Source organism: Sphingomonas humi, assembly GCF_039536725.1.
Taxonomy (GTDB): Bacteria; Pseudomonadota; Alphaproteobacteria; order Sphingomonadales; family Sphingomonadaceae; genus Sphingomicrobium; species Sphingomicrobium humi.
In genome coordinates, this window is record NZ_BAAAZD010000001.1 from 1,151,553 (window position 1) to 1,168,935 (window position 17,383).

Annotated in this window: 21 protein-coding genes, 1 tRNA gene and 2 pseudogenes; 12 read left to right on the forward strand and 12 right to left on the reverse strand. The window is 66.7% G+C overall.

The annotated features are described in order from the left end of the window. Positions 1-55: 55 nt before the first annotated feature. Together rplA and rplK are read right to left on the reverse strand one after the other, a co-directional pair. Entirely contained in the window at positions 56-751 is a 696-nt protein-coding gene (gene rplA / locus ABD729_RS05715) for a 50S ribosomal protein L1 (protein WP_344709200.1), read from the reverse strand. 4 nt (positions 752-755) lie between these two features. Beyond that, positions 756-1,187: a 50S ribosomal protein L11 gene (gene rplK / locus ABD729_RS05720; protein ID WP_338502930.1), complete on the reverse strand. Its 432-nt coding sequence runs from the start codon at positions 1,185-1,187 to the stop codon at positions 756-758. A gap of 314 nt (positions 1,188-1,501) precedes the next feature. Here rplK and ABD729_RS05725 point away from each other — a divergent pair, with 314 nt between their 5' ends. The 3 genes from ABD729_RS05725 (at position 1,502) to ABD729_RS05735 (ending at position 5,158) form a co-directional block, all read left to right on the forward strand. Further along, positions 1,502-1,849 carry a hypothetical protein gene (locus ABD729_RS05725; protein WP_344709201.1) on the forward strand — a complete coding sequence of 116 codons (348 nt, stop codon included), beginning with the start codon at positions 1,502-1,504 and terminating at the stop codon, positions 1,847-1,849. Continuing rightward, entirely contained in the window at positions 1,842-4,280 is a 2,439-nt protein-coding gene (locus ABD729_RS05730) for a M10 family metallopeptidase C-terminal domain-containing protein (RefSeq protein WP_344709202.1), read from the forward strand. The genes ABD729_RS05725 and ABD729_RS05730 overlap by 8 nt, the downstream gene beginning before the upstream one ends. A 104-nt stretch (positions 4,281-4,384) precedes the next feature. After that, entirely contained in the window at positions 4,385-5,158 is a 774-nt protein-coding gene (locus ABD729_RS05735; RefSeq protein ID WP_344709203.1) for an alpha/beta fold hydrolase, read from the forward strand. A 16-nt stretch (positions 5,159-5,174) separates the two neighbouring features. On the opposite strand, the gene nusG is transcribed toward ABD729_RS05735, so the two are convergent. The 4 genes from nusG to ABD729_RS05755 all read right to left on the reverse strand — a co-directional run bounded on the left by nusG (position 5,175) and on the right by ABD729_RS05755 (position 6,449). Beyond that, a complete protein-coding gene (gene nusG / locus ABD729_RS05740) occupies positions 5,175-5,714 on the reverse strand; it encodes a transcription termination/antitermination protein NusG (RefSeq protein WP_344709204.1) in 540 nt (179 codons plus the stop codon). A gap of 9 nt (positions 5,715-5,723) precedes the next feature. Continuing rightward, positions 5,724-5,921: a preprotein translocase subunit SecE gene (secE, locus tag ABD729_RS05745; RefSeq protein WP_344709205.1), complete on the reverse strand. Its 198-nt coding sequence runs from the start codon at positions 5,919-5,921 to the stop codon at positions 5,724-5,726. Positions 5,922-6,135: 214 nt separating this feature from the next. Then, positions 6,136-6,211: transfer RNA gene (locus ABD729_RS05750), tRNA-Trp, on the reverse strand. A 70-nt stretch (positions 6,212-6,281) separates the two neighbouring features. Next, the gene (locus tag ABD729_RS05755; protein WP_344709206.1) at positions 6,282-6,449 is read right to left on the reverse strand and encodes a hypothetical protein; all 168 of its coding nucleotides are present in this window, start codon (positions 6,447-6,449) and stop codon (positions 6,282-6,284) included. Positions 6,450-6,625: 176 nt separating this feature from the next. On the opposite strand from ABD729_RS05755, the gene ABD729_RS05760 reads away from it, so the two are divergent. Further along, positions 6,626-7,156 carry a MarR family transcriptional regulator gene (locus ABD729_RS05760; protein WP_344709207.1) on the forward strand — a complete coding sequence of 177 codons (531 nt, stop codon included), beginning with the start codon at positions 6,626-6,628 and terminating at the stop codon, positions 7,154-7,156. Positions 7,157-7,209: 53 nt separating this feature from the next. Here ABD729_RS05760 and ABD729_RS05765 read toward each other — a convergent pair whose 3' ends face one another. After that, a complete protein-coding gene (locus ABD729_RS05765; RefSeq protein WP_344709208.1) occupies positions 7,210-8,976 on the reverse strand; it encodes a fatty acyl-AMP ligase in 1,767 nt (588 codons plus the stop codon). Between the two features lie 134 nt (positions 8,977-9,110). Here ABD729_RS05765 and ABD729_RS05770 point away from each other — a divergent pair, with 134 nt between their 5' ends. From ABD729_RS05770 to ABD729_RS05790, 5 genes and pseudogenes are all read left to right on the forward strand, one after another. Then, positions 9,111-9,662 carry a regulatory protein RecX gene (locus ABD729_RS05770; RefSeq protein WP_344709209.1) on the forward strand — a complete coding sequence of 184 codons (552 nt, stop codon included), beginning with the start codon at positions 9,111-9,113 and terminating at the stop codon, positions 9,660-9,662. An 88-nt stretch (positions 9,663-9,750) separates the two neighbouring features. Beyond that, entirely contained in the window at positions 9,751-10,341 is a 591-nt protein-coding gene (locus ABD729_RS05775) for a cold-shock protein (RefSeq protein WP_344709210.1), read from the forward strand. Between the two features lie 8 nt (positions 10,342-10,349). Further along, on the forward strand, positions 10,350-10,817 hold the full coding sequence (locus ABD729_RS05780) for a DUF192 domain-containing protein (RefSeq protein ID WP_344709211.1): 468 nt from the start codon (positions 10,350-10,352) through the stop codon (positions 10,815-10,817). A 42-nt stretch (positions 10,818-10,859) separates the two neighbouring features. Continuing rightward, the gene (locus ABD729_RS05785) at positions 10,860-11,249 is read left to right on the forward strand and encodes an NADH:ubiquinone oxidoreductase subunit NDUFA12 (protein ID WP_344709212.1); all 390 of its coding nucleotides are present in this window, start codon (positions 10,860-10,862) and stop codon (positions 11,247-11,249) included. Between the two features lie 205 nt (positions 11,250-11,454). Next, positions 11,455-11,622: pseudogene (locus ABD729_RS05790) on the forward strand (DUF2155 domain-containing protein); the annotation flags it as partial. Positions 11,623-11,657: 35 nt separating this feature from the next. Here the strand turns inward: ABD729_RS05790 and aat are convergent. The 4 genes from aat to aroQ all read right to left on the reverse strand — a co-directional run bounded on the left by aat (position 11,658) and on the right by aroQ (position 14,749). Then, complete coding sequence (gene aat / locus ABD729_RS05795) at positions 11,658-12,347, reverse strand: leucyl/phenylalanyl-tRNA--protein transferase (RefSeq protein ID WP_344709213.1); 690 nt, start codon at positions 12,345-12,347, stop codon at positions 11,658-11,660. A gap of 102 nt (positions 12,348-12,449) precedes the next feature. Further along, entirely contained in the window at positions 12,450-13,802 is a 1,353-nt protein-coding gene (gene accC / locus ABD729_RS05800; protein ID WP_344709214.1) for an acetyl-CoA carboxylase biotin carboxylase subunit, read from the reverse strand. A 1-nt stretch (position 13,803) separates the two neighbouring features. Next, positions 13,804-14,283, reverse strand: coding sequence for an acetyl-CoA carboxylase biotin carboxyl carrier protein (accB, locus tag ABD729_RS05805; protein WP_344709215.1), 480 nt, complete (start codon positions 14,281-14,283; stop codon positions 13,804-13,806). Between the two features lie 34 nt (positions 14,284-14,317). Beyond that, a complete protein-coding gene (aroQ, locus tag ABD729_RS05810) occupies positions 14,318-14,749 on the reverse strand; it encodes a type II 3-dehydroquinate dehydratase (RefSeq protein WP_344709216.1) in 432 nt (143 codons plus the stop codon). Between the two features lie 38 nt (positions 14,750-14,787). Here aroQ and thiS point away from each other — a divergent pair. Continuing rightward, positions 14,788-15,003 (forward strand): annotated as a pseudogene (gene thiS / locus ABD729_RS05815) (sulfur carrier protein ThiS); the annotation flags it as partial. 3 nt (positions 15,004-15,006) lie between these two features. Here thiS and ABD729_RS05820 read toward each other — a convergent pair. Further along, positions 15,007-15,408 carry a hypothetical protein gene (locus tag ABD729_RS05820; RefSeq protein ID WP_344709217.1) on the reverse strand — a complete coding sequence of 134 codons (402 nt, stop codon included), beginning with the start codon at positions 15,406-15,408 and terminating at the stop codon, positions 15,007-15,009. 25 nt (positions 15,409-15,433) lie between these two features. On the opposite strand from ABD729_RS05820, the gene ABD729_RS05825 reads away from it, so the two are divergent. Both ABD729_RS05825 and ABD729_RS05830 read left to right on the forward strand, forming a co-directional pair. Next, complete coding sequence (locus ABD729_RS05825; RefSeq protein WP_486387595.1) at positions 15,434-16,243, forward strand: thiazole synthase; 810 nt, start codon at positions 15,434-15,436, stop codon at positions 16,241-16,243. A gap of 83 nt (positions 16,244-16,326) precedes the next feature. Continuing rightward, a complete protein-coding gene (locus ABD729_RS05830; protein ID WP_344709218.1) occupies positions 16,327-17,358 on the forward strand; it encodes a PAS domain-containing protein in 1,032 nt (343 codons plus the stop codon). The last annotated feature ends 25 nt before the right edge of the window (positions 17,359-17,383 follow it).

Below are 17,383 nucleotides of genomic sequence, written 5' to 3' on the forward strand. Positions count from 1 at the left end.
AAGGGCCGCGACGTTTCCGCCGCGGCCCTCGCTGGTCACATAAAGGTGGTGAGGCTTACGCCACGCCCTCTTCGAGCTGGACCTTGATGCCCGGGCCCATCGAGGAGCTGATCGCTGCCTTCTTCAGGTACTTGCCCTTGGCACCGGCCGGCTTGGCCTTGGTGATGGCGTCGACGAACGCGTCATAATTGGCGCGCAGGTCCTCGGCGGCGAAGCTCGCCTTGCCGATGCCGGCGTGGATGATGCCGGCCTTTTCGACGCGGAACTCGATCTGGCCGGCCTTGGCGTCGGTGACCGCCTTGGTGACGTCCATCGTGACGGTGCCGAGCTTCGGGTTCGGCATCAGGCCCTTGGGACCGAGCACCTTACCGAGGCGACCGACGACGCCCATCATGTCCGGCGTCGCGATGACGCGGTCATAATCGAGCTTGCCGGCCTGCATTTCTTCCATCAGGTCGTCGGCGCCGACGCGATCGGCACCGGCCGCGGTGGCTTCGTCAGCCTTGGCGCCCTTGGCGAACACGGCGACGCGGACGCTCTTGCCGGTGCCCTTGGGCAGGTTGACGACGCCGCGGACCATCTGGTCGGCGTGACGCGGATCGACGCCGAGGTTGAGCGCGACTTCGATCGATTCGTCGAACTTGGCGGTGGCGAGCGTCTTGGCGAGGCTGATCGCCTCGTCGACGCCGTACAGCTTCTCGCGGTCGACCTGGTCGGCGTGGCTCTTCTGCTTCTTGGTCAGCTTGGCCATGGTCTTAACCCTCCACCACTTCGAGGCCCATCGCGCGGGCGCTGCCTTCGATGATCTTGGTCGCGGCCTCGATGTCGTTGGCGTTCAAGTCCTTCATCTTCGCTTCCGCGATCTCGCTCAGCTGGCTGCGCTTGATCTTGCCCGCGGAAACCTTGCCCGGCTCCTTCGAGCCCGACTTGAGGCCGGCGGCCTTCTTGATCAGGAAGCTGGCGGGCGGGGTCTTGGTGGCGAAGGAGAAGCTGCGATCCGCATAGACGGTGATCACCGTCGGGATCGGCATGCCCTTTTCCATTTCTTGCGTCGACGCGTTGAACGCCTTGCAGAATTCCATGATATTGACGCCGCGCTGACCCAGCGCAGGGCCGATCGGCGGGGACGGATTGGCGGCGCCGGCGGGCACCTGCAGCTTGATATAGCCGGTAATTTTCTTGGCCATGTCACTCTCTTGGCTCAGATCCGCCTGGGCGGACCTGGTTTCAGTTTAGCGGTACAAGCGCCCCGGACCTGAGGTCCGAAGCTCCCGCGGTGGCTCCAGTGTTGCTGGAAGGGGGCGCCCCTAGCAGCATTGGCGCGCGGGGGAAAGGGCCGCCGCGGTCGCCAAGGCCGCCCGGATGGTCGGGTCAGGGCCGAGGCGAGGCCGGTGGCGGGGGAACGGGTACGGGCTTCGGAAGCGGACCCGGGTTCACGCGGTCACCCGGATCCTTGTGCGGGGGCTGGACTTCGGCCGGGGGCTGGACCGGGGAGGGCACGATGACGGTTCCGGGGCCCGTCGCCGCGGGCCGCGCCGGAGCGGGCTGCGGCGCGCGCTCGTCCGCCTCCTTAGCGGCGCAGGCGGACAGGGTCGTGGCGGTGGAGGCCGCCAATACGAGCGCGATCATGTTCATCAATGCGTCTCCTTGTGGGACGGCTTTGCCGCAGATTATGAATAATTTATTAAGCCCGTTGACGACTGCCGAGAGCTTTCATACGCTGATCGTCGGCTCAATCGAAGCCCTTGATTCTTTTCAATTTTCGTCGGCGCTCAATGGCGGGACGGGCCTTTCGCTCGACCGTGGTTCCTTGCGCTTGGTCCGAATGGGGAGGCAGTTTGGTGACTGAAGTGATCTTGCATGATGCCAGTAATATTGGTTGCGCCTGCTCGGCCTGCGCGGGACTACCGCTGGCGGAACAGAATGACGTGGTTCCGGGGATCGACGCCTCGATCGATTCGCAGGCGGGTGGCACGCTCAGCGGCAAGCCGATCTTTTCCGCATCGCAGGTCGCGGCCTATCTGAACCGCACCGGCGGCGGTTTCGTCGACGGCACCAACGACAGTGGCCTTGAAGGGCGCCAGAACAATATCGGCGACGACAACAAGGTCATCACCTTCGGCTTCTTCAACACGCTGAGCCAAGTCTACAACAACGGCTACACCTACACCGCGAACAACGCGCAGGGTCAGCCGACGCTGTACGGCCTTGCCGAGGCGTTCAACTTCGCCGCGTTCACCGACCCGCAGCGCGCCGCCACCCGTGAAGCGATGCAGTCGTGGGACGACGTCGCCGGTGTCACCTTCCGCGAAGCCAGCGCGGACGATGCCGACATCAACTTCGCCAACCTCGCCAGCGCGCCCGATACGCAGGCCTACGCCCGCCTTCCGACCCTGTCGCTCGACCAGACGCTCGGTGGTCAGGTCCGCGAAATCGGCGGCGACGTGTGGGTCTCGCGCAGCCAGGCGAGCAACTTCCAGCTCGACGAAGGCGGCTACGGCCTCCAGACCCTGGTCCATGAAGCCGGCCACGCGCTCGGCCTCAGCCACCCGGGCGCCTACAATGCCGCGCCGGGTGTCTCGATCACCTATGGCGTCAACGCCGAATATGCGCAGGACACGCGGGCCTACACCGTCATGTCCTATTTCAACGCCAGCTCGCTCGGTGCACGCCACTTCGACTTCAACATCTCGGGCACCGTCTATTCGGGCGTCCCGCTGATCCACGACATCCTTGCCATCCAGCGGATGTACGGCGCGGACATGACGACCCGGACCGGCGACACGGTCTACGGCTTCAACAGCACCGCCGACCGCGATTCGTTCGATTTCAACAAGACCCCGGCGCCGGTGATGGCAATCTGGGATGCGGGCGGAAACGACACGATCGACGCGTCGGGCTATGCCACGCGCCAGGTGATCGACCTGACGCCGGGTTCGCTCAGCAGCATTGGCGGCGTCACCTTCGACACCGCGCCGTCCTATGAACAGGTGCTCGCCAATCGCACGGCCGCCGGCATTTCCAACAGCGGCTACACCCGGGCCATCTACGATTCGAACATGGCCGCGCTCAAGGCCAATGCCGAAGTCGGACGACTGACCGACAACGTCGGCATCGCCTATGGCGTGATCATCGAGAATGCGATCGGCGGTTCGGGCGCCGACACCATCATCGGCAACAGCGTCGACAACGTCCTCAAGGGCAATGCCGGCAACGACCTGCTGGCGGGCGGCGCGGGCAACGACACGCTCGACGGCGGCATCGGCGATGACCAGATGCTGGGCGGGATCGGCGACGACCTCTTCATGGTCGATGCGGCGGGCGACATCGTCACCGAGAACGTCGGCGAGGGCACCGACAAGGTGCTGAGCTCGATCGACTACACGCTTGGCGCCAATGTCGAGAACCTCACCCTGACCGGCTCGGCCATGAGCGGCACCGGCAACGAGCTCAACAACCTGATCGTCGGCAATGCGCTTGCCAACACGCTGACCGGTGCTGCGGGCGACGACCGGCTTGAGGGCGGCGCGGGCAACGACCTGCTCGACGGCGGCACCGGCAACGACGCCATGCTCGGCGGCGTGGGCGATGATCGCTACATCGTCGATGCGGCGGGCGACACGGTGACCGAACTGGCGAACGAGGGCACCGACACGGTGTGGAGCGCAATCAACTACACGCTCGGCGCCAATCTCGAGAACCTGACGCTCACCGGTTCGGCCGCGAACGGCACGGGCAACGACCTCAACAACGTCATCGTCGGCAATGCGCTTGCCAACGTCTTGTCGGGCGGCAACGGCAACGACCGCCTCGAAGGCGGCGGTGGTAGCGATAGCCTGTACGGCGGGGCCGGCAACGACCGGCTGATCGGCGGCGACGGCCGCGACTTCGTGTGGGGTGGCACTGGCGCCGACGTGTTCGTCGCCGACCTCAACAGCACGCGCGTCCTGGGCAAGACCGGCAGCTATTCGACCGACACGTTCCTCGACTTCACCGCCGGGCTCGACAAGATCGACCTCAGCAGCTTCCGGCTGGGGAGCCTCAACGTCACCACAATCGGCAACAACACCCACGCCGGGGACATCACCATTCGTCTGTTCGACAGCGTCAAGGCGGCGGAAACCGCGCTCGGCTTCGACATCGACGGGACCGATGGTGCAAGCCCCTACAACCAGATGGTGACCGTCCTCTACATCAACGTCGATGGCGGCGCTCCCGACATCGCCCTGTCGCTGATCGGGACCGTCGGGGTGTCGACCAACGACATGATCTTCGCCTAGAAATCCCGCGAAGAAGTGAACAGGCAGGAGCCGGGAGGGGAGACCTTCCCGGCTCTTTCCGCTCCGGGTCGGACCCGGACCTGTCCTCGGCTCGTTCTCGTTGCATGATCAAGGTAGCGGACTACGGGCGGGGCAAGCCATTGCTCCTGGTGCATGGGCTTGGCAGCAGCGGGCACGCCTGGGAGCCGGTGCGGCGCCCGCTGGCGGAAGCGCGCCGAGTTATGGCGATCGACCTGCCCGGCCACGGGGCCAGCCCCGCCGAGGCCGATAGCGGCACCTTCGATGGCCTGGTGCGCTCAGTCGCCGAATGGCTCGACAGGACGGGCATGACCGGGGTCGACATGGTCGGAAGTTCGATGGGCGCCAGGCTCGTGCTCGAGCTTGCCCGGCGCGGGCTGGCGGGTCACGTGGTGGCGCTCGATCCCGGCGGCTTCTGGGAAGGCTGGGAGCGGAAATTCACCGTTGCGACGCTGACGGCTTCGCGCGGGCTGGTGAAGGGACTGAAGCCCGCACTTCCGGCGCTGGCCAGGAATGCGGCGGGCCGGTCACTGCTGCTGGCGCAATTGTCGGCCCGGCCGTGGGCCCTCGATGGTGCCTTCATCGCCAAGGAACTGCGCGCACTCGCCGAAACGCCGACGGTGCCGTCGCTGATCAGGGACCTGGGCTACGGCCCCGGCCAGCAGGGCCTTGCGGCGACAAAGAGCCGGGTGGCGATAGGGTGGGGCCGGCACGACCGCTTGTGCCTGCCCGTGCAGGCGGAGCGGGCAGCGAAGCGCTTTCCCGCCGCGCAGCTGCACTGGTTCGAGCACAGCGGGCACTTCCCTTTGTGGGACGAGCCCGCCGAGACGGTGCGGCTGATCGCGGACGTCTGCGGCTGAACCCGCAGACCCCGGCTTACTTGACCAGTTCGACCTGTTCGAATTCGAGTTCGACCGGGGTCGCACGACCGAAGATCGACACGCCGACCTTGACCCGGCCGCGATCGAAATCGAGTTCTTCGACCACGCCGTTGAAGCTGGCGAACGGGCCGTCCAGCACCTTGACGCTGTCGCCGATCTCATAATCGACGTTGATCTTGGCCTTGGGCGCGGCGGCGGCGGCCTCTTCCTTGGTGTTGAGGATGCGCGCGGCCTCGGCCTCGCTGATCGCCTGCGGCTTGCCGTTGGGGCCGAGGAAGCCGGTCACCTTCGGGGTGTTCTTGACGAGGTGGTAGACGTCGTCGTTCATGCCGAGCTTGGCGAGGACGTAGCCCGGGAAGAACTTGCGGTCGGAGGTGACCTTCTTGCCGCGGCGGATCTCGGTGACCTTTTCGGTCGGGACTTCGACCGCCTCGACCAACGGCTCGAGGTTAAGGCGCTTGGCTTCCGACAGGATCGACTCGCGGACCTTGTTCTCGAAGCCCGAATAGGCGTGGATGATGTACCAGCGGGACATGGGGAACCCTTAAGCGAGAAGGCCGAGGAGGAACTGGACGATGGCGGCGAACCCGCTGTCCACGGCGAAGAAGAAGACGGCAAGGATCGAGGTCAGGATGAACACCATGACGGCGGTCACCCAGGTCTCCTTGCCGGTCGGCCACACGACCTTGCCCGCTTCGACGCGAACCTGCCGGATGAATTCGCCGGGAGATGTCTTGGCCACGTGCCTGCCCTTCAAGTGATAGAAAAACGAGGTCCGCGGGGGTTTCCCGCCGGACCTCGATTAAGCCGCATGTAGCGTGGAGCGCCGCATCCTTCAAGCGGCCCGCCGCGGGGTTGTCCGCGGCGTCGATCCTGTCTGCTGCGCAAAAGGATGGCCGGCCGTGCGGCCCGCTTCGCGACCGGCTCCCGGCGTTAATGGTCGCCTTCTTACGGCCTGGCAGGGGCAGAGGGACTCGAACCCACGACCCTCGGTTTTGGAGACCGATGCTCTACCAACTGAGCTATACCCCTAGGCCGCTTGGCCGGTTAGCCCCGGCATCGCCGTCTGGCAAGAAGGCGCTTGCCGCGGCTGTTCAGGAAGTCAGCGCGCGGCGCGCCGGCGGGCCGGTCCGACCGTGTCCACGGCGACACGATCGAGCAGGTCGCGATCCGCGTCAGGAAACAAACCGCACAGCTCGGAGATTGTCAGTTGGAGCTTGCGAAGACGCGGCGAGCGCCATGTGAGCTGCGTCGGTGAAGCCTTGTCCATGACATTCAAAATCGTCAATTACGAAACCAAATCAATGTTTTAATACTCCCGAGACGGGAGTTAACGCTGCCGAGACGGATTTGACGTGACGGCATGAAACAGTATCTCTTACGGATAATAGAATTCGTGCGGACGGAGGCGGGGAAGGTCTCCCTCGTACGTAAGGGAAGCGAACCATGAGCTTTATCAATAAGCCACCGACGTACGCGTCGGAGGAGCCACTGACGCAAGCCGTGATGACCTTGTCACCCGAGGAAGCGGCCCTTGCGCGCACCATGCTTGCAAAGCTGCTCGACAATGCGCCAGCGGGCGGCGACACGATCATGGCCGACGCGCCGACCGCCAGTGTGGTGCGCCTGGCCCGTTCGATCCTGCAGAGCCGGCGGCGGCGAGCGGAGCACTTCGGCCCCGTGCTGTTCAGCGAACCCGCGTGGGAGATGCTGCTGACCTTGTTTGTCTATGCCGACGGCGGCGAACGCATGTCGGTGACGCGGCTGGCCGAATTCGTCGGGACGCCGCTCACCACCGCGATCCGCTGGCTCGACTATCTGGAAAGCCAGCGGCTCATCGAGCGCCGGCAGTGCGAGAACGACCGCCGCAAGTTCCTGGTGGAGCTGAGCGGCAAGGGCCGTTCGATGCTGCACGCTTATTTCGAAAACCTGCTCACGACGCTGCCGCCGCTGAGCGACATCGTCACGCGCGACTAGATCCGACAGCGAACGGTGCCGCTACGACGCGGTGCCGTTCCCGGCCGCTGGCCTCAGGCCGCGATCTGGAGCGGGACGATCTCGCCCGAGAGGTACAGGTTGCGCGCCTTGGTCCGGCTCAGCTTGCCCGAGCTGGTGCGCGGCAGGGTGCGCGGCGGGATGAGTTCGACCACCGGGCTCATCCCGATGATGGCGCGGACGCGCTCCTTGATGTCGTCGCGCAGGCGGCTGCGCTCCTCGAGGTCGGAGACGCGGCAGTGGACCAGCACGGCCGGCTGCTCCTCGCCCGACGGGCCGGTGATGGCGAAGGCCGCGATGTCGCCCGACTTGAAGCCCGGAAGCTGCTCGACCGCCCATTCGATGTCCTGCGGCCAGTGATTGCGGCCGTTGATGATGATCATGTCCTTGGCGCGGCCGACGATGAAGATGTAACCGCCCGAAAGATAACCCATGTCGCCGGTGTCGAGCCAGCCGCCCACCATGCAGGCGTCGGTCGATTCCTGGTCGCGATAATAGCCGACCATCACGCTCGAGCCGCGAACCCAGACCTTGCCGATTTCCCGGTCGGGAAGGATCTCGCCGTCCGCACCGCGGATCTCGATCTCCATGCCTTCCACCGCGCGGCCGCAGTTGACGATGGCACGGTAGCGCTTGGGCCGGTCCTCGCCGTCTTCGGCGGCAGCGCCGGACAGCTGGCTTTCCTCGACCAGTTCGAGGCGGATGCCTTCGCCCGGCGGCATCAGGCTGACCGCCAGCGTCGCTTCGGCAAGACCGTAGGACGGGCAGAAGGCGCTGGCCTGGAAGCCCGCATCGGCAAAGGCGTCGACGAAGGCCTGCATGACGTCGGGGCGGATCATGTCCGCGCCGTTGCCGGCGATCCGCCAGCGCGACAGGTCGAACCGCTCTCCGGCCTTGATCTGCGAGCTCATGCGGCGGGCGCAGATATCGTAGCCGAAGGTCGGCGAATAGGAGAGGGTGGTGCCCGGATTGCGGCTGATGAGGTCGAGCCAGGCGAGCGGACGGCGGGCGAAATCCTCCGTCTTCATATAGTCGACGCTGATCTGGTTCGCGAGCGGCGAGAGGAAGCAGCCGACTAGGCCCATGTCATGGTACCAGGGCAGCCAACTGATGCAGCGGTCGCTGTCCTTGACCTGCAGGCCAAGGCTGTGCGCGCGCAAATTGTCGAGGAGGGCGCGGTGGGTGACCGCGACGCCGTGCGGGAAGCGGGTCGAGCCGCTGCTGTACTGAAGATAGGCGATGTCGTCCGGCGAGGCGTCGGGAAGCGCCGCGCCGGCATCGAAGCCCTGCGCGGCAAGCTCGTCCCAGTTCATTGCCTTGACGTGGCGGCGGGCGCCGGCCTCGACGCAGAAATCGGCAAGCTCGGTCGGGAACAGGAACAGCGCCGGATCGGAACTGGTCAGCATGACGACCAGCTGTTCGATATAGGCTTCGCGCCCGCCGAAGCTGGTCGGAAGCGGCAGCGGCACGGGCCACAGGCCGGCATAGACCGCGCCAAAGAAACCGGCCGCGAATTCGGGCCCGGTCTCGGCGACCAGCGCGACGCGCTCACCCTTGGCAAGACCCATCGCCAGGAACCGGCGGGCATGGTCGAGCGCGGCGACGCGCAGGTCGGCGTACGTGTGCGCCAGCGTCAGCGTGCCGCGCGGATCGTGGAAATTGAGGCCGCGCACGCCCTTGGCGGCATAATCCATCGCTTCGCCAAGCGTGCTGAAGTCCGCCAGGCGGCGAGGGTGCGCATCGAGCGTCGCGGTCGCACCCGGCGGTGCCAGGGTCTGGGTCTGGGTGATGGCGTCCGGCACGCTTTTGTGTCCTGTATGATCAGCTGGTCGGGACGGCCGCGGCGATTAACCACGAACGCCACTTTGCGCTTGTGGTTGTTCGTCGCCGACTGTGGCACAAAGAAGGCCGCATTGCGGTGCAAGGGCGGGGGCAAGTGGATCAGGGCGGCGACGGCGGGCGAAGGGAGCGGCGGTCACGCCCGCTGAACCAGGCCGCGCTGCAGGAACTCGCCTTCGGCTATGTCGCGCGGTTCGCGACCAGCCGGGCCAAGCTCTCCACCTACCTGAAGCGCAAGCTGCGCGAACGCGGCTGGGACGATGCCGGCGAGCCCGAAGTCGCGGCGGTGGTCGAGAAGGTCGTGGGCCTCGGCTTCGTCGATGACGCCGCGTTCGCCGGAATGAAGGCGGCCAGCCTTACCCGCCGGGGCTATGGCAAGGGGCGGGTCCGGATGGCGCTCGCCGCCAGCGGGATCGCGCCCGAGGATGGCAGCGACGCGCTCGACCTCGCCGAGGGGCAGCAGGTCGCGGCGGCGCTGCGCTTTGCCGAGCGAAAGCGGATCGGCCCCTATGCCGCGGTGCAGGGTGACATGAGTGCGCGGCAGAAGGCCCTCGCCGCGATGTTGCGGGCTGGCCATCCGATGGATCTAGCCCGCCGGATCGTCGCCGCCGCGCCCGGCAGTTTCGACGGCATCGACGCCGATGGCTGAGCGCAATCGTTGTTGTAGTGTAACCTTCCGGTATGGTGCGATCGATGCTATAGGTAGCAACGTGCAACGTGAGTATGCGTCGACGTCCATGGACGAAGGGAAGCTGGACACGGTGCCGGCCGACCCCGCACGACCAGTCGACAGCAGCGACGAAGGCTCGCTCGACAGCAGCACGGGACAACGCGTCAATGGCCGAATCAAGTGGTTCGACGCGACTCGCGGCTTCGGTTTCCTGATCAGCGACGCCATCGACGGCGACATTCTGGTGCATTTTTCCGTGCTTCGTGACCACGGTCGGCGTTCCTTGCCCGAAGGAGCGGTTGTGACTTGCGACGTGGTGCGGCAGGATCGCGGCCTGCAGGCGATCCGCGTGGTGGAGATCGACCTCAGCCAGGCAGTCGCTGCGCGCAGCTTGTCCGTCTCGGCCGAGGAACGTTCCAACCGCATGGCGCTGCTGGACGGCGCTGGGCCGTTCGAGCCGGTGGAGGTCAAGTGGTTCAATCGCGTCAAGGGCTATGGGTTCGTCAATCGGCCGGACAGGCCCGAACAGGACATCTTCCTGCACATGGAGACCGTGCGCCGCGCGGCCCTGCACGAATTGCAGCCGGGGGACCGGCTGGCGGCGCGGATCGCCGAGGGTCGCAAGGGGCTGACCGCGGTCGACCTCCGCGTGGACTGAACCGGCTGATGCTGCTGGCGGCACTGCCGCTCGCGCTGACCGCCGCCGCCTGCCAGCCGGGCGCGGGATCGAGCCCCAAGCTTGAACGCTCCGCCGCCGGGCTCGAACAGGTGCCGCTGACCATCCGAACCGCCGCCGGCAAGGTCCACAACTTCACGGTCGAGGTCGCCCGCACCGAGCAGGAGCAGGAAACCGGGCTGATGAATCGCCCGACGCTTGGCCCCGACAATGGCATGATCTTCCCGCACGAGCCGCCGCGGATGGCGAGCTTCTGGATGAAGAACACGCTCATCCCGCTCGACATCATCTTCGTTCGCCCGGACGGCACGATCGTCAACATCGCCGAGAATACGGTGCCCCTCAGCCTCGAGCCGGTGCCCTCGCTCGAGCCGGTCGGCGCAGTGCTCGAACTGGCGGGAGGACGGACCGCCGCGCTTGGCATCAAGGCGGGCGACAAGGTGGAGTGGGCGCGTTAGGCGCTTGCTCCTCCCCGTCCCGACCCGCTAGGGGCGCGAGCCATGGGATTTCTCGGCCGCATCTTCACCTGGTGGAACGGTGCCACCATCGGCACCGCGCTGTTCACCCGTCGCCACGGGCGCGAGGTCGGCCGCGACGACATGGGCAACGTCTATTTCGAACATCGCAAGGATCCCCGGCGCCGCTGGGTGATCTACAGCGGGTCGAACGACAGCAGCCGGACGCCGCCGCAGTGGCAGGGCTGGCTGCGCGGACAGATCGACGGCGTGCCCTCGGCCGCTGATTCGCTTCCGCCGCGCCGCGCCTTCGAAAAGCCCGGCCAGCCTAACCTGTCGGGCACCGGTGAGACGTTCCGCCCAGCGGGATCGCTTTCGCGCGGCGGCAAGCGCGCAGCGGCGACCGGCGATTACCAGGCCTGGACTCCGGACTGAGGTGCGTAGAGCGCTTGGCGTCGTTCTCGCTGTCGGCCTGGCCACGGCCGGGTGCGACCGCTTGCCCGGCCGCGGCGACAAGGCAGACAAGCCCGCTGCGGCGGTAAAGGCCGAGCCGCTGGCGCCCGGCACCACCCCGATGAACGAGCGGGTGGCGGTGCTCGGCATTCTCAACAAGCGCAACGGCATCGTCCGCGACGTCCGGATGAAGCCCGGGCAGGCGGTTCGCGCCAAGGACCTGATCGTTCGGCTGCGCGCCTGCGAGACCACCCCGCCGTGGGAGTTCGACCAGCTGACCGGTGCGTTCGTCCAGGTCGACGTCGAGCAGCCCGAAGGCGGCTGGGACCGGGTCTTTTCAGGCTGGCTCTACAAGGAAAGCCCATCGCTGAACGTGGTCGAGCACCGCGTCTACGACGTCTGGGTCAAGAGCTGCGCGATGAACTTCCCGGCTGCCGCCGACGAGGCCGGCGCGGTGTCGGACGACAGCAGTCCGTCCAATGACGACCAGTCGGGCCGCGGCGGCTCGCCGGCCGAGCGCAGGGCCTCGCCCAGCAACCCGACGTAGGTCGTGCGCGGGATCTCCACCGCGCCGAGCGAGGCGAGGTGGTCGGTCAGGAACTGGCAGTCGCACAAGCTGAAATGCCCGGTGCGCAGGCGCGCGATCAGGAAGGCAAGCGCGACCTTTGACGCATCGCGGGTCCGGCTGAACATGCTTTCGGCGAAAAAGGCGCGGCCGAGCGCGACGCCGTAAACTCCGCCGACCAGCCGCTCGTCCAGCCAGACCTCGACCGAATGGGCCTGGGCGCGGGCGTGGAGTGCCAGCATCGCCGCCTCGATCGGGCGGTTGATCCAGGTCTGCGGCCGGTCCGCGCAGCCGAGCAGGACGGAAGCGAAATCCTTGTCGGCGGTGACCGTGAAGCGGCCCGAGCGCAGACGCTTGGCAAGGCTGCGCGAGCAATGGAAACCTTCCAGCGGAATGATCGCGCGCTCGCGCGGCTCGACCCAGAAGAGTTCGTCGCTGGCCCGGTCGTCGGCCATCGGAAACACGCCCGAGGCATAGCCGTGAAGCAGGAGGTCAGGGTCGAGCGGAAGGCTCATGGCTGCAACCTAGTCGTCCGCCAGCGTCATTGCGAGCGAAGCGAAGCAATCCACCCGACCGAACCCTGTCGCCTTCCGCCCGCCATGACGGATGCGGGACCGTCAGTCCCGCTGCTCCTCGAGCCAGCGCTCGAGCCACTTGATCGTGTACTCGCCGCTCGCGAACGCTTCTTCCTTGAGGATGCGCTGGTGAAGCGGGACGTTGGTCTTGAGGCCTTCGAGCACGAACTCCTCGAGCGCGCGGCGGAGGCGGCAGATGGCGGCGTCGCGGTCTTCGCCCCACACGATCAGCTTGCCGATCATGCTGTCGTAGTAAGGCGGCACCTTGTAGCCCGAATAGAGCCCGCTATCGACGCGGGTCTGCAGGCCGCCGGGGGCGACATAGTTCTTCACGAGCCCCGGCGAGGGCGCGAAGGTTTCCGGGTCCTCGGCGTTGATCCGGCACTCGATCGAATGGCCCTTCAGCTGCACCTGGTCCTGGGTCACCGACAGGCCGCGGCCCTCGGCGATGCGGAGCTGTTCGGCGACGAGGTCGAGGCCGCTGATCATCTCGGTCACCGGATGCTCCACCTGCAGGCGGGTGTTCATCTCGATGAAGTAGAATTCGCCCTCCTCGTAGAGGAACTCGATGGTGCCGGCGCCGCGATAGCCCATGTCGGCCATCGCCTTGCGGACCCGCTCGCCCATCTGGGCGCGCTGGCTTGCGGAAACGACCGGCGAGGGCGCTTCCTCGATGACCTTCTGGTGGCGGCGCTGGACCGAACAGTCGCGCTCGCCAAGATGGATCGCCTGGCCCTCGCCGTCGCCGAAGATCTGGAACTCGATATGCTTCGGGTCGCCGAGATACTTTTCCATGTAGACGGTGGGATCGCCGAACGCGGCATTGGCCTCGCTCGAGGCCTGCGCCATCAGGGTTTCGAGCTGTTCGGGGTTCGGGACCACCTTCATGCCCCGGCCGCCGCCGCCGGACGCGGCCTTGATCAGGACCGGATAGCCGATCTCATCGGCAATCGCCTTGGCTTCGGCAAGGTCGCTGATCGGGCCGGGGGAGCCGGGCACCAGCGGCAGGCCGAGCTTGGCGGCGGTGCGCTTGGCCTCGACCTTGTCGCCCATCACGCGGATGTGCTCGGGCTTGGGGCCGACCCAGATGATGTTGTGGAGTTCGACGATCTCGGCGAACTGGGCGTTTTCCGACAGGAAGCCGTAGCCGGGGTGGATCGCGTCGGCGTGGACGATCTCCGCCGCCGAGATGATGTTCGGAATATTGAGGTAGCTGTCGCGCGCTGCGGGCGGCCCGATGCAGATCGCTTCGTCGGCGAGGCGGACGTGCATGGCATCGGCGTCGGCGGTGGAGTGGACCGCGACCGTCTTGATCCCCAGCTCCTTGGCAGCGCGCTGGATGCGCAGCGCGATCTCGCCGCGGTTGGCGATCAGCAGCTTGTTGATCTTGCGCATCTTACTCGATGACCGCGAGGGGCTGATCGAACTCCACCGGCTGGGCATTGGCGACCAGCAGCTGGGTGATGCGGCCGCCGCGCGGGGCGACGATCGGGTTCATGACCTTCATCGCTTCGACGATGAGGAGGGTGTCGCCCTGCTTCACCGTGTCGCCGACGCTGACGAAATTGGCGGCGCCGGGCTCGGCGGCAAGGTAGCAGGTGCCGACCATGGGCGAACGGACCATGTCGCCGGAAAGTTCGGGCGCGGCGGCGGAAGCGGCATCGGCCTGCGGCGCGGAACCGGCCGGAGCGGCGGCGGCCGGAGCGGCGACCACATGCTGCACGGGGGCGGCCGCGACGGTCAGCTCGCGCTTGACCTTGATCTTGCGATCGCCGTCTTCGACTTCGATCTCGGACAGTTCGTTGGCGCTCAGAAGCTCGGCGAGCTCGCGCACAAGGCCGGCGTCGATACGCATCTGCTTATGGTCCTCGGACATGAAAACTTCCCTGTTATTCTCGCGCCGCGCTCTGTCAGAGCCGGGCGGCGGCGTCCAGTGCAAGGACATAGGATAGCGCGCCAAAGCCGCTGATCGATCCCTTGCACACCCCCGCGATGAGGCTGCGCCGGCGGAAGCTTTCGCGGGCGGCGGGGTTGCTGAGGTGGACTTCGATGACCGGCAGCGGGATCGCGCCGATCGCGTCGCGCAGCGCGACCGACGTGTGGGTCAGCCCGCCGGCATTGAGGATGACGGCGTGCATGCCGCTGTCCGTCGCCTCGTGCAGCCAGTCGATCAGATGGCCCTCGTGATTGGACTGGCGGACGTCGACCCCGACTCCGAGCTTCCCGGCCTGCTCGTGAAGGCGGCCCGCGATATCGTCGAGGGTGTCGGACCCATAGACCTCGGGCTCGCGCGTGCCGAGCCGGTTGAGGTTGGGGCCGTTCAGGACAAGGATGGTGCGCATTGCCGCAGCCTCATCCGCCACCTAGATGTTCCAGTCAAATGAGCGAAACCGAAACCCACAGCATCAAGGTCAACGGCGAGCATCGCCGCGTCGCCGCCGGCACCAGCGTCGCAGGCCTGGTCGGGGAGCTCGGGCTCGACCCGGCGCGGGTGGCGGTGGAGCGCAATCTCGAGATCGTGCCGCGTTCGACGCTGGCCGAGGTGATGGTCGAGGACGGCGACGATTACGAGATCGTGCACTTTGTCGGCGGCGGCTGATTAGAGCCGGGTGCGGGGAAGCGGCAGGCGCGCGCCTTGGTGGCGGGCTTGGCGCTCGACCTCGTCGAATGTCGCGTTGATGGCCGTACGAGCAGTGCCCACGGCCCATTCGGCGCTCGCTGGCGCAGGTTCGCCCGGGGGGCGCGCCGCGACGGCATCGATCGCATCGGCGTAGGACGTCCAGGCACGGACATGGGCCTGGTAGGCCTGCCAGAAGGCGGCCGGGGCGGCGCCTCGCTTGATGCCGGCCATCGCTGCGGCGACCTCGCGCGGGCTCAGCGCCTCTATGTCGAGGTTGTCGGCGGCAAGGATACGCTCGATCGAGGGGATCGCGGCGGACCGGCTGACCACGATGTCGGGCTCGGCAGCGGCGAGCGAAAGAGCGAAGAGCGTTGCAAGCATCGGCCAAGCCCTCATATCAGCCCGCATGGCCAGCCATCCAGTCCCTTCGCCCGCCGCTTCCACCGACGATGACCTGTGGAGCGTCGCCGGGCGCACCTTCCGTTCGCGCCTCATTGTCGGCACCGGCAAGTACAAGAGCCTCGAACAGAATGCGGCTGCAGTGGCGGCAAGCGGGGCGGAGATCGTCACCGTGGCGGTGCGCCGGGTGAACCTCACTGACCCCAATGCGCCCATGCTGACCGACTTCATCGACCCCAAGGTCACCACCTACCTCCCCAACACGGCGGGCTGCTTCACCGCCGAGGAAGCGATCCGGACGCTGCGCCTGGCGCGCGAGGCCGGCGGGTGGAAGCTCGTGAAGCTCGAAGTGCTGGCCGAGGCCAAGACGCTCTATCCCGACATGATCGAGACCGTCCGCGCGACCGAGCTTCTGGCCAAGGAGGGCTTCGAGGTGATGGTCTATTGCACCGACGATCCGATCATGGCGCGGCGCTGCGAGGACGCCGGGGCAGTCGCGGTGATGCCGCTCGGCGCCCCCATTGGATCGGGGCTGGGCGTGCAGAACCCGGTCACCATCCGGCTGATCGTCGAAGGCGCCAAGGTTCCGGTGCTGGTCGATGCCGGGGTCGGCACCGCGAGCGATGCGGCGGCGGCGATGGAACTGGGCTGTGACGGAGTGCTGATGAATACCGCCATCGCCGAGGCCAAGGATCCGATCCTGATGGCCCGCGCGATGAAGGCGGCGGTGGAAAGCGGGCGGCTGGCCTATCGCGCCGGGCGGATGGCCAAGCGCCGCTATGCCGACCCGTCGAGCCCCCTGGCGGGGCTGATCTGACGCCATTCCCTGCTGCACCGCCCGCGGAACGCCGCCTCCGCGGGTAGGAGTGACTTCGCTCCGACTTGGTTTATGACGGCGCCATGCAGAATGTGATCGCAGCCGAACGGCTTAGGGACAGGGAGGAAAGTCCGAACGCGGGTGCGCTTGGTTTCCTCCAGGATCACGGGCTGCCGCTGTCGTCAGTGGTGCTGGCCTTCTTCGACCAGAGCGACGACTGCATCAAGCTGCTGGACGTAGACGGCGCGCTGCAATTCATGAACTGCAACGGCATGCGGGCGATGGAGGTCGATGATTTCGGCCTGGTCGCCGGCTGTCCGTGGGAAAGCCTGTGGCCGGCCGAGACGCAGGGGCAGATCGCCACCTCGCTGGCCGAGGCGAGCGCTGGCCGCTTTTATCGGTTCGAGGCGTTCTGCCCCACCGCCAAGGGCACGCCCCGGTGGTGGGACGTTACCGTCACGCCGGTCCGCGACGCGCGGGGCGAGGTCGCCGCCATCCTGTGCTCGTCGCACGATGTGACCGACCGCAAGGTGAAGCAGGAAGCGCTCGCCTCGGTCGCGGCGGAAATGAAGCACCGTCTGCGCAACGCCTATACGGTCGGGGCCGCGGTCAGCATGGCGATGGCCAAGGACCAGCCGCAGCACCGGGAATTTGCCAACGAACTCGCCACCAGGCTGATGCACCTGGCAGGGGCCCAGAGCAGCCTGATTGAAGTGCGCGAAAGCACGCTCGCCAGCATCATCGACAATGTGCTGAAGGGCTTCGGCAATGTCGATGCGGTGGAAATCGGCCCGCTGCCCGACGTGAAGCTCGACGAGGAAAAGTCGAAGGCGTTTGCGCTGGTGCTCGGTGAACTCAGCACCAACAGCCTCAAATATGGCGCCATGTCCGGACGCGGGCGGGTGCGGATCACGGCCCGGACCACCGAAGAAGGGTTCGAGATCGACTGGTCCGAGGATAACGATGGCGAGACGCCCTTGCTCGACCTGTCGAAGGTGACGGGTGGCACCGGCAGCGAACTGATGCGGCGGATGCTGGCAAGCGTCGGCGGCCGCATGGAATCGACGCTGTCGAAGGGTGCGTTCGAAGCGCGGATCAGCGTCAGGTCGCGCTAGGCGGGGGAACGCCCGGCGGCGCGGG

Coding starts and splice junctions, on each gene's coding strand:
- ABD729_RS05830 (WP_344709218.1), top strand. CDS start 16,327: ATGCAGAATGTGATCGCAGCCGAACGGCTTAGGGACAGGGAGGAAAGT.
- accC (WP_344709214.1), bottom strand. CDS start 13,802: ATGCGCAAGATCAACAAGCTGCTGATCGCCAACCGCGGCGAGATCGCG.
- rplA (WP_344709200.1), bottom strand. CDS start 751: ATGGCCAAGCTGACCAAGAAGCAGAAGAGCCACGCCGACCAGGTCGAC.
- ABD729_RS05760 (WP_344709207.1), top strand. CDS start 6,626: ATGAGCTTTATCAATAAGCCACCGACGTACGCGTCGGAGGAGCCACTG.
- ABD729_RS05785 (WP_344709212.1), top strand. CDS start 10,860: ATGGGATTTCTCGGCCGCATCTTCACCTGGTGGAACGGTGCCACCATC.
- ABD729_RS05755 (WP_344709206.1), bottom strand. CDS start 6,449: ATGGACAAGGCTTCACCGACGCAGCTCACATGGCGCTCGCCGCGTCTT.
- ABD729_RS05820 (WP_344709217.1), bottom strand. CDS start 15,408: ATGCTTGCAACGCTCTTCGCTCTTTCGCTCGCCGCTGCCGAGCCCGAC.
- ABD729_RS05780 (WP_344709211.1), top strand. CDS start 10,350: ATGCTGCTGGCGGCACTGCCGCTCGCGCTGACCGCCGCCGCCTGCCAG.
- nusG (WP_344709204.1), bottom strand. CDS start 5,714: ATGTCCCGCTGGTACATCATCCACGCCTATTCGGGCTTCGAGAACAAG.
- aat (WP_344709213.1), bottom strand. CDS start 12,347: ATGAGCCTTCCGCTCGACCCTGACCTCCTGCTTCACGGCTATGCCTCG.
- ABD729_RS05735 (WP_344709203.1), top strand. CDS start 4,385: ATGATCAAGGTAGCGGACTACGGGCGGGGCAAGCCATTGCTCCTGGTG.
- ABD729_RS05825 (WP_486387595.1), top strand. CDS start 15,434: ATGGCCAGCCATCCAGTCCCTTCGCCCGCCGCTTCCACCGACGATGAC.
- rplK (WP_338502930.1), bottom strand. CDS start 1,187: ATGGCCAAGAAAATTACCGGCTATATCAAGCTGCAGGTGCCCGCCGGC.
- aroQ (WP_344709216.1), bottom strand. CDS start 14,749: ATGCGCACCATCCTTGTCCTGAACGGCCCCAACCTCAACCGGCTCGGC.
- ABD729_RS05725 (WP_344709201.1), top strand. CDS start 1,502: ATGACGGTTCCGGGGCCCGTCGCCGCGGGCCGCGCCGGAGCGGGCTGC.
- accB (WP_344709215.1), bottom strand. CDS start 14,283: ATGTCCGAGGACCATAAGCAGATGCGTATCGACGCCGGCCTTGTGCGC.
- ABD729_RS05775 (WP_344709210.1), top strand. CDS start 9,751: ATGGACGAAGGGAAGCTGGACACGGTGCCGGCCGACCCCGCACGACCA.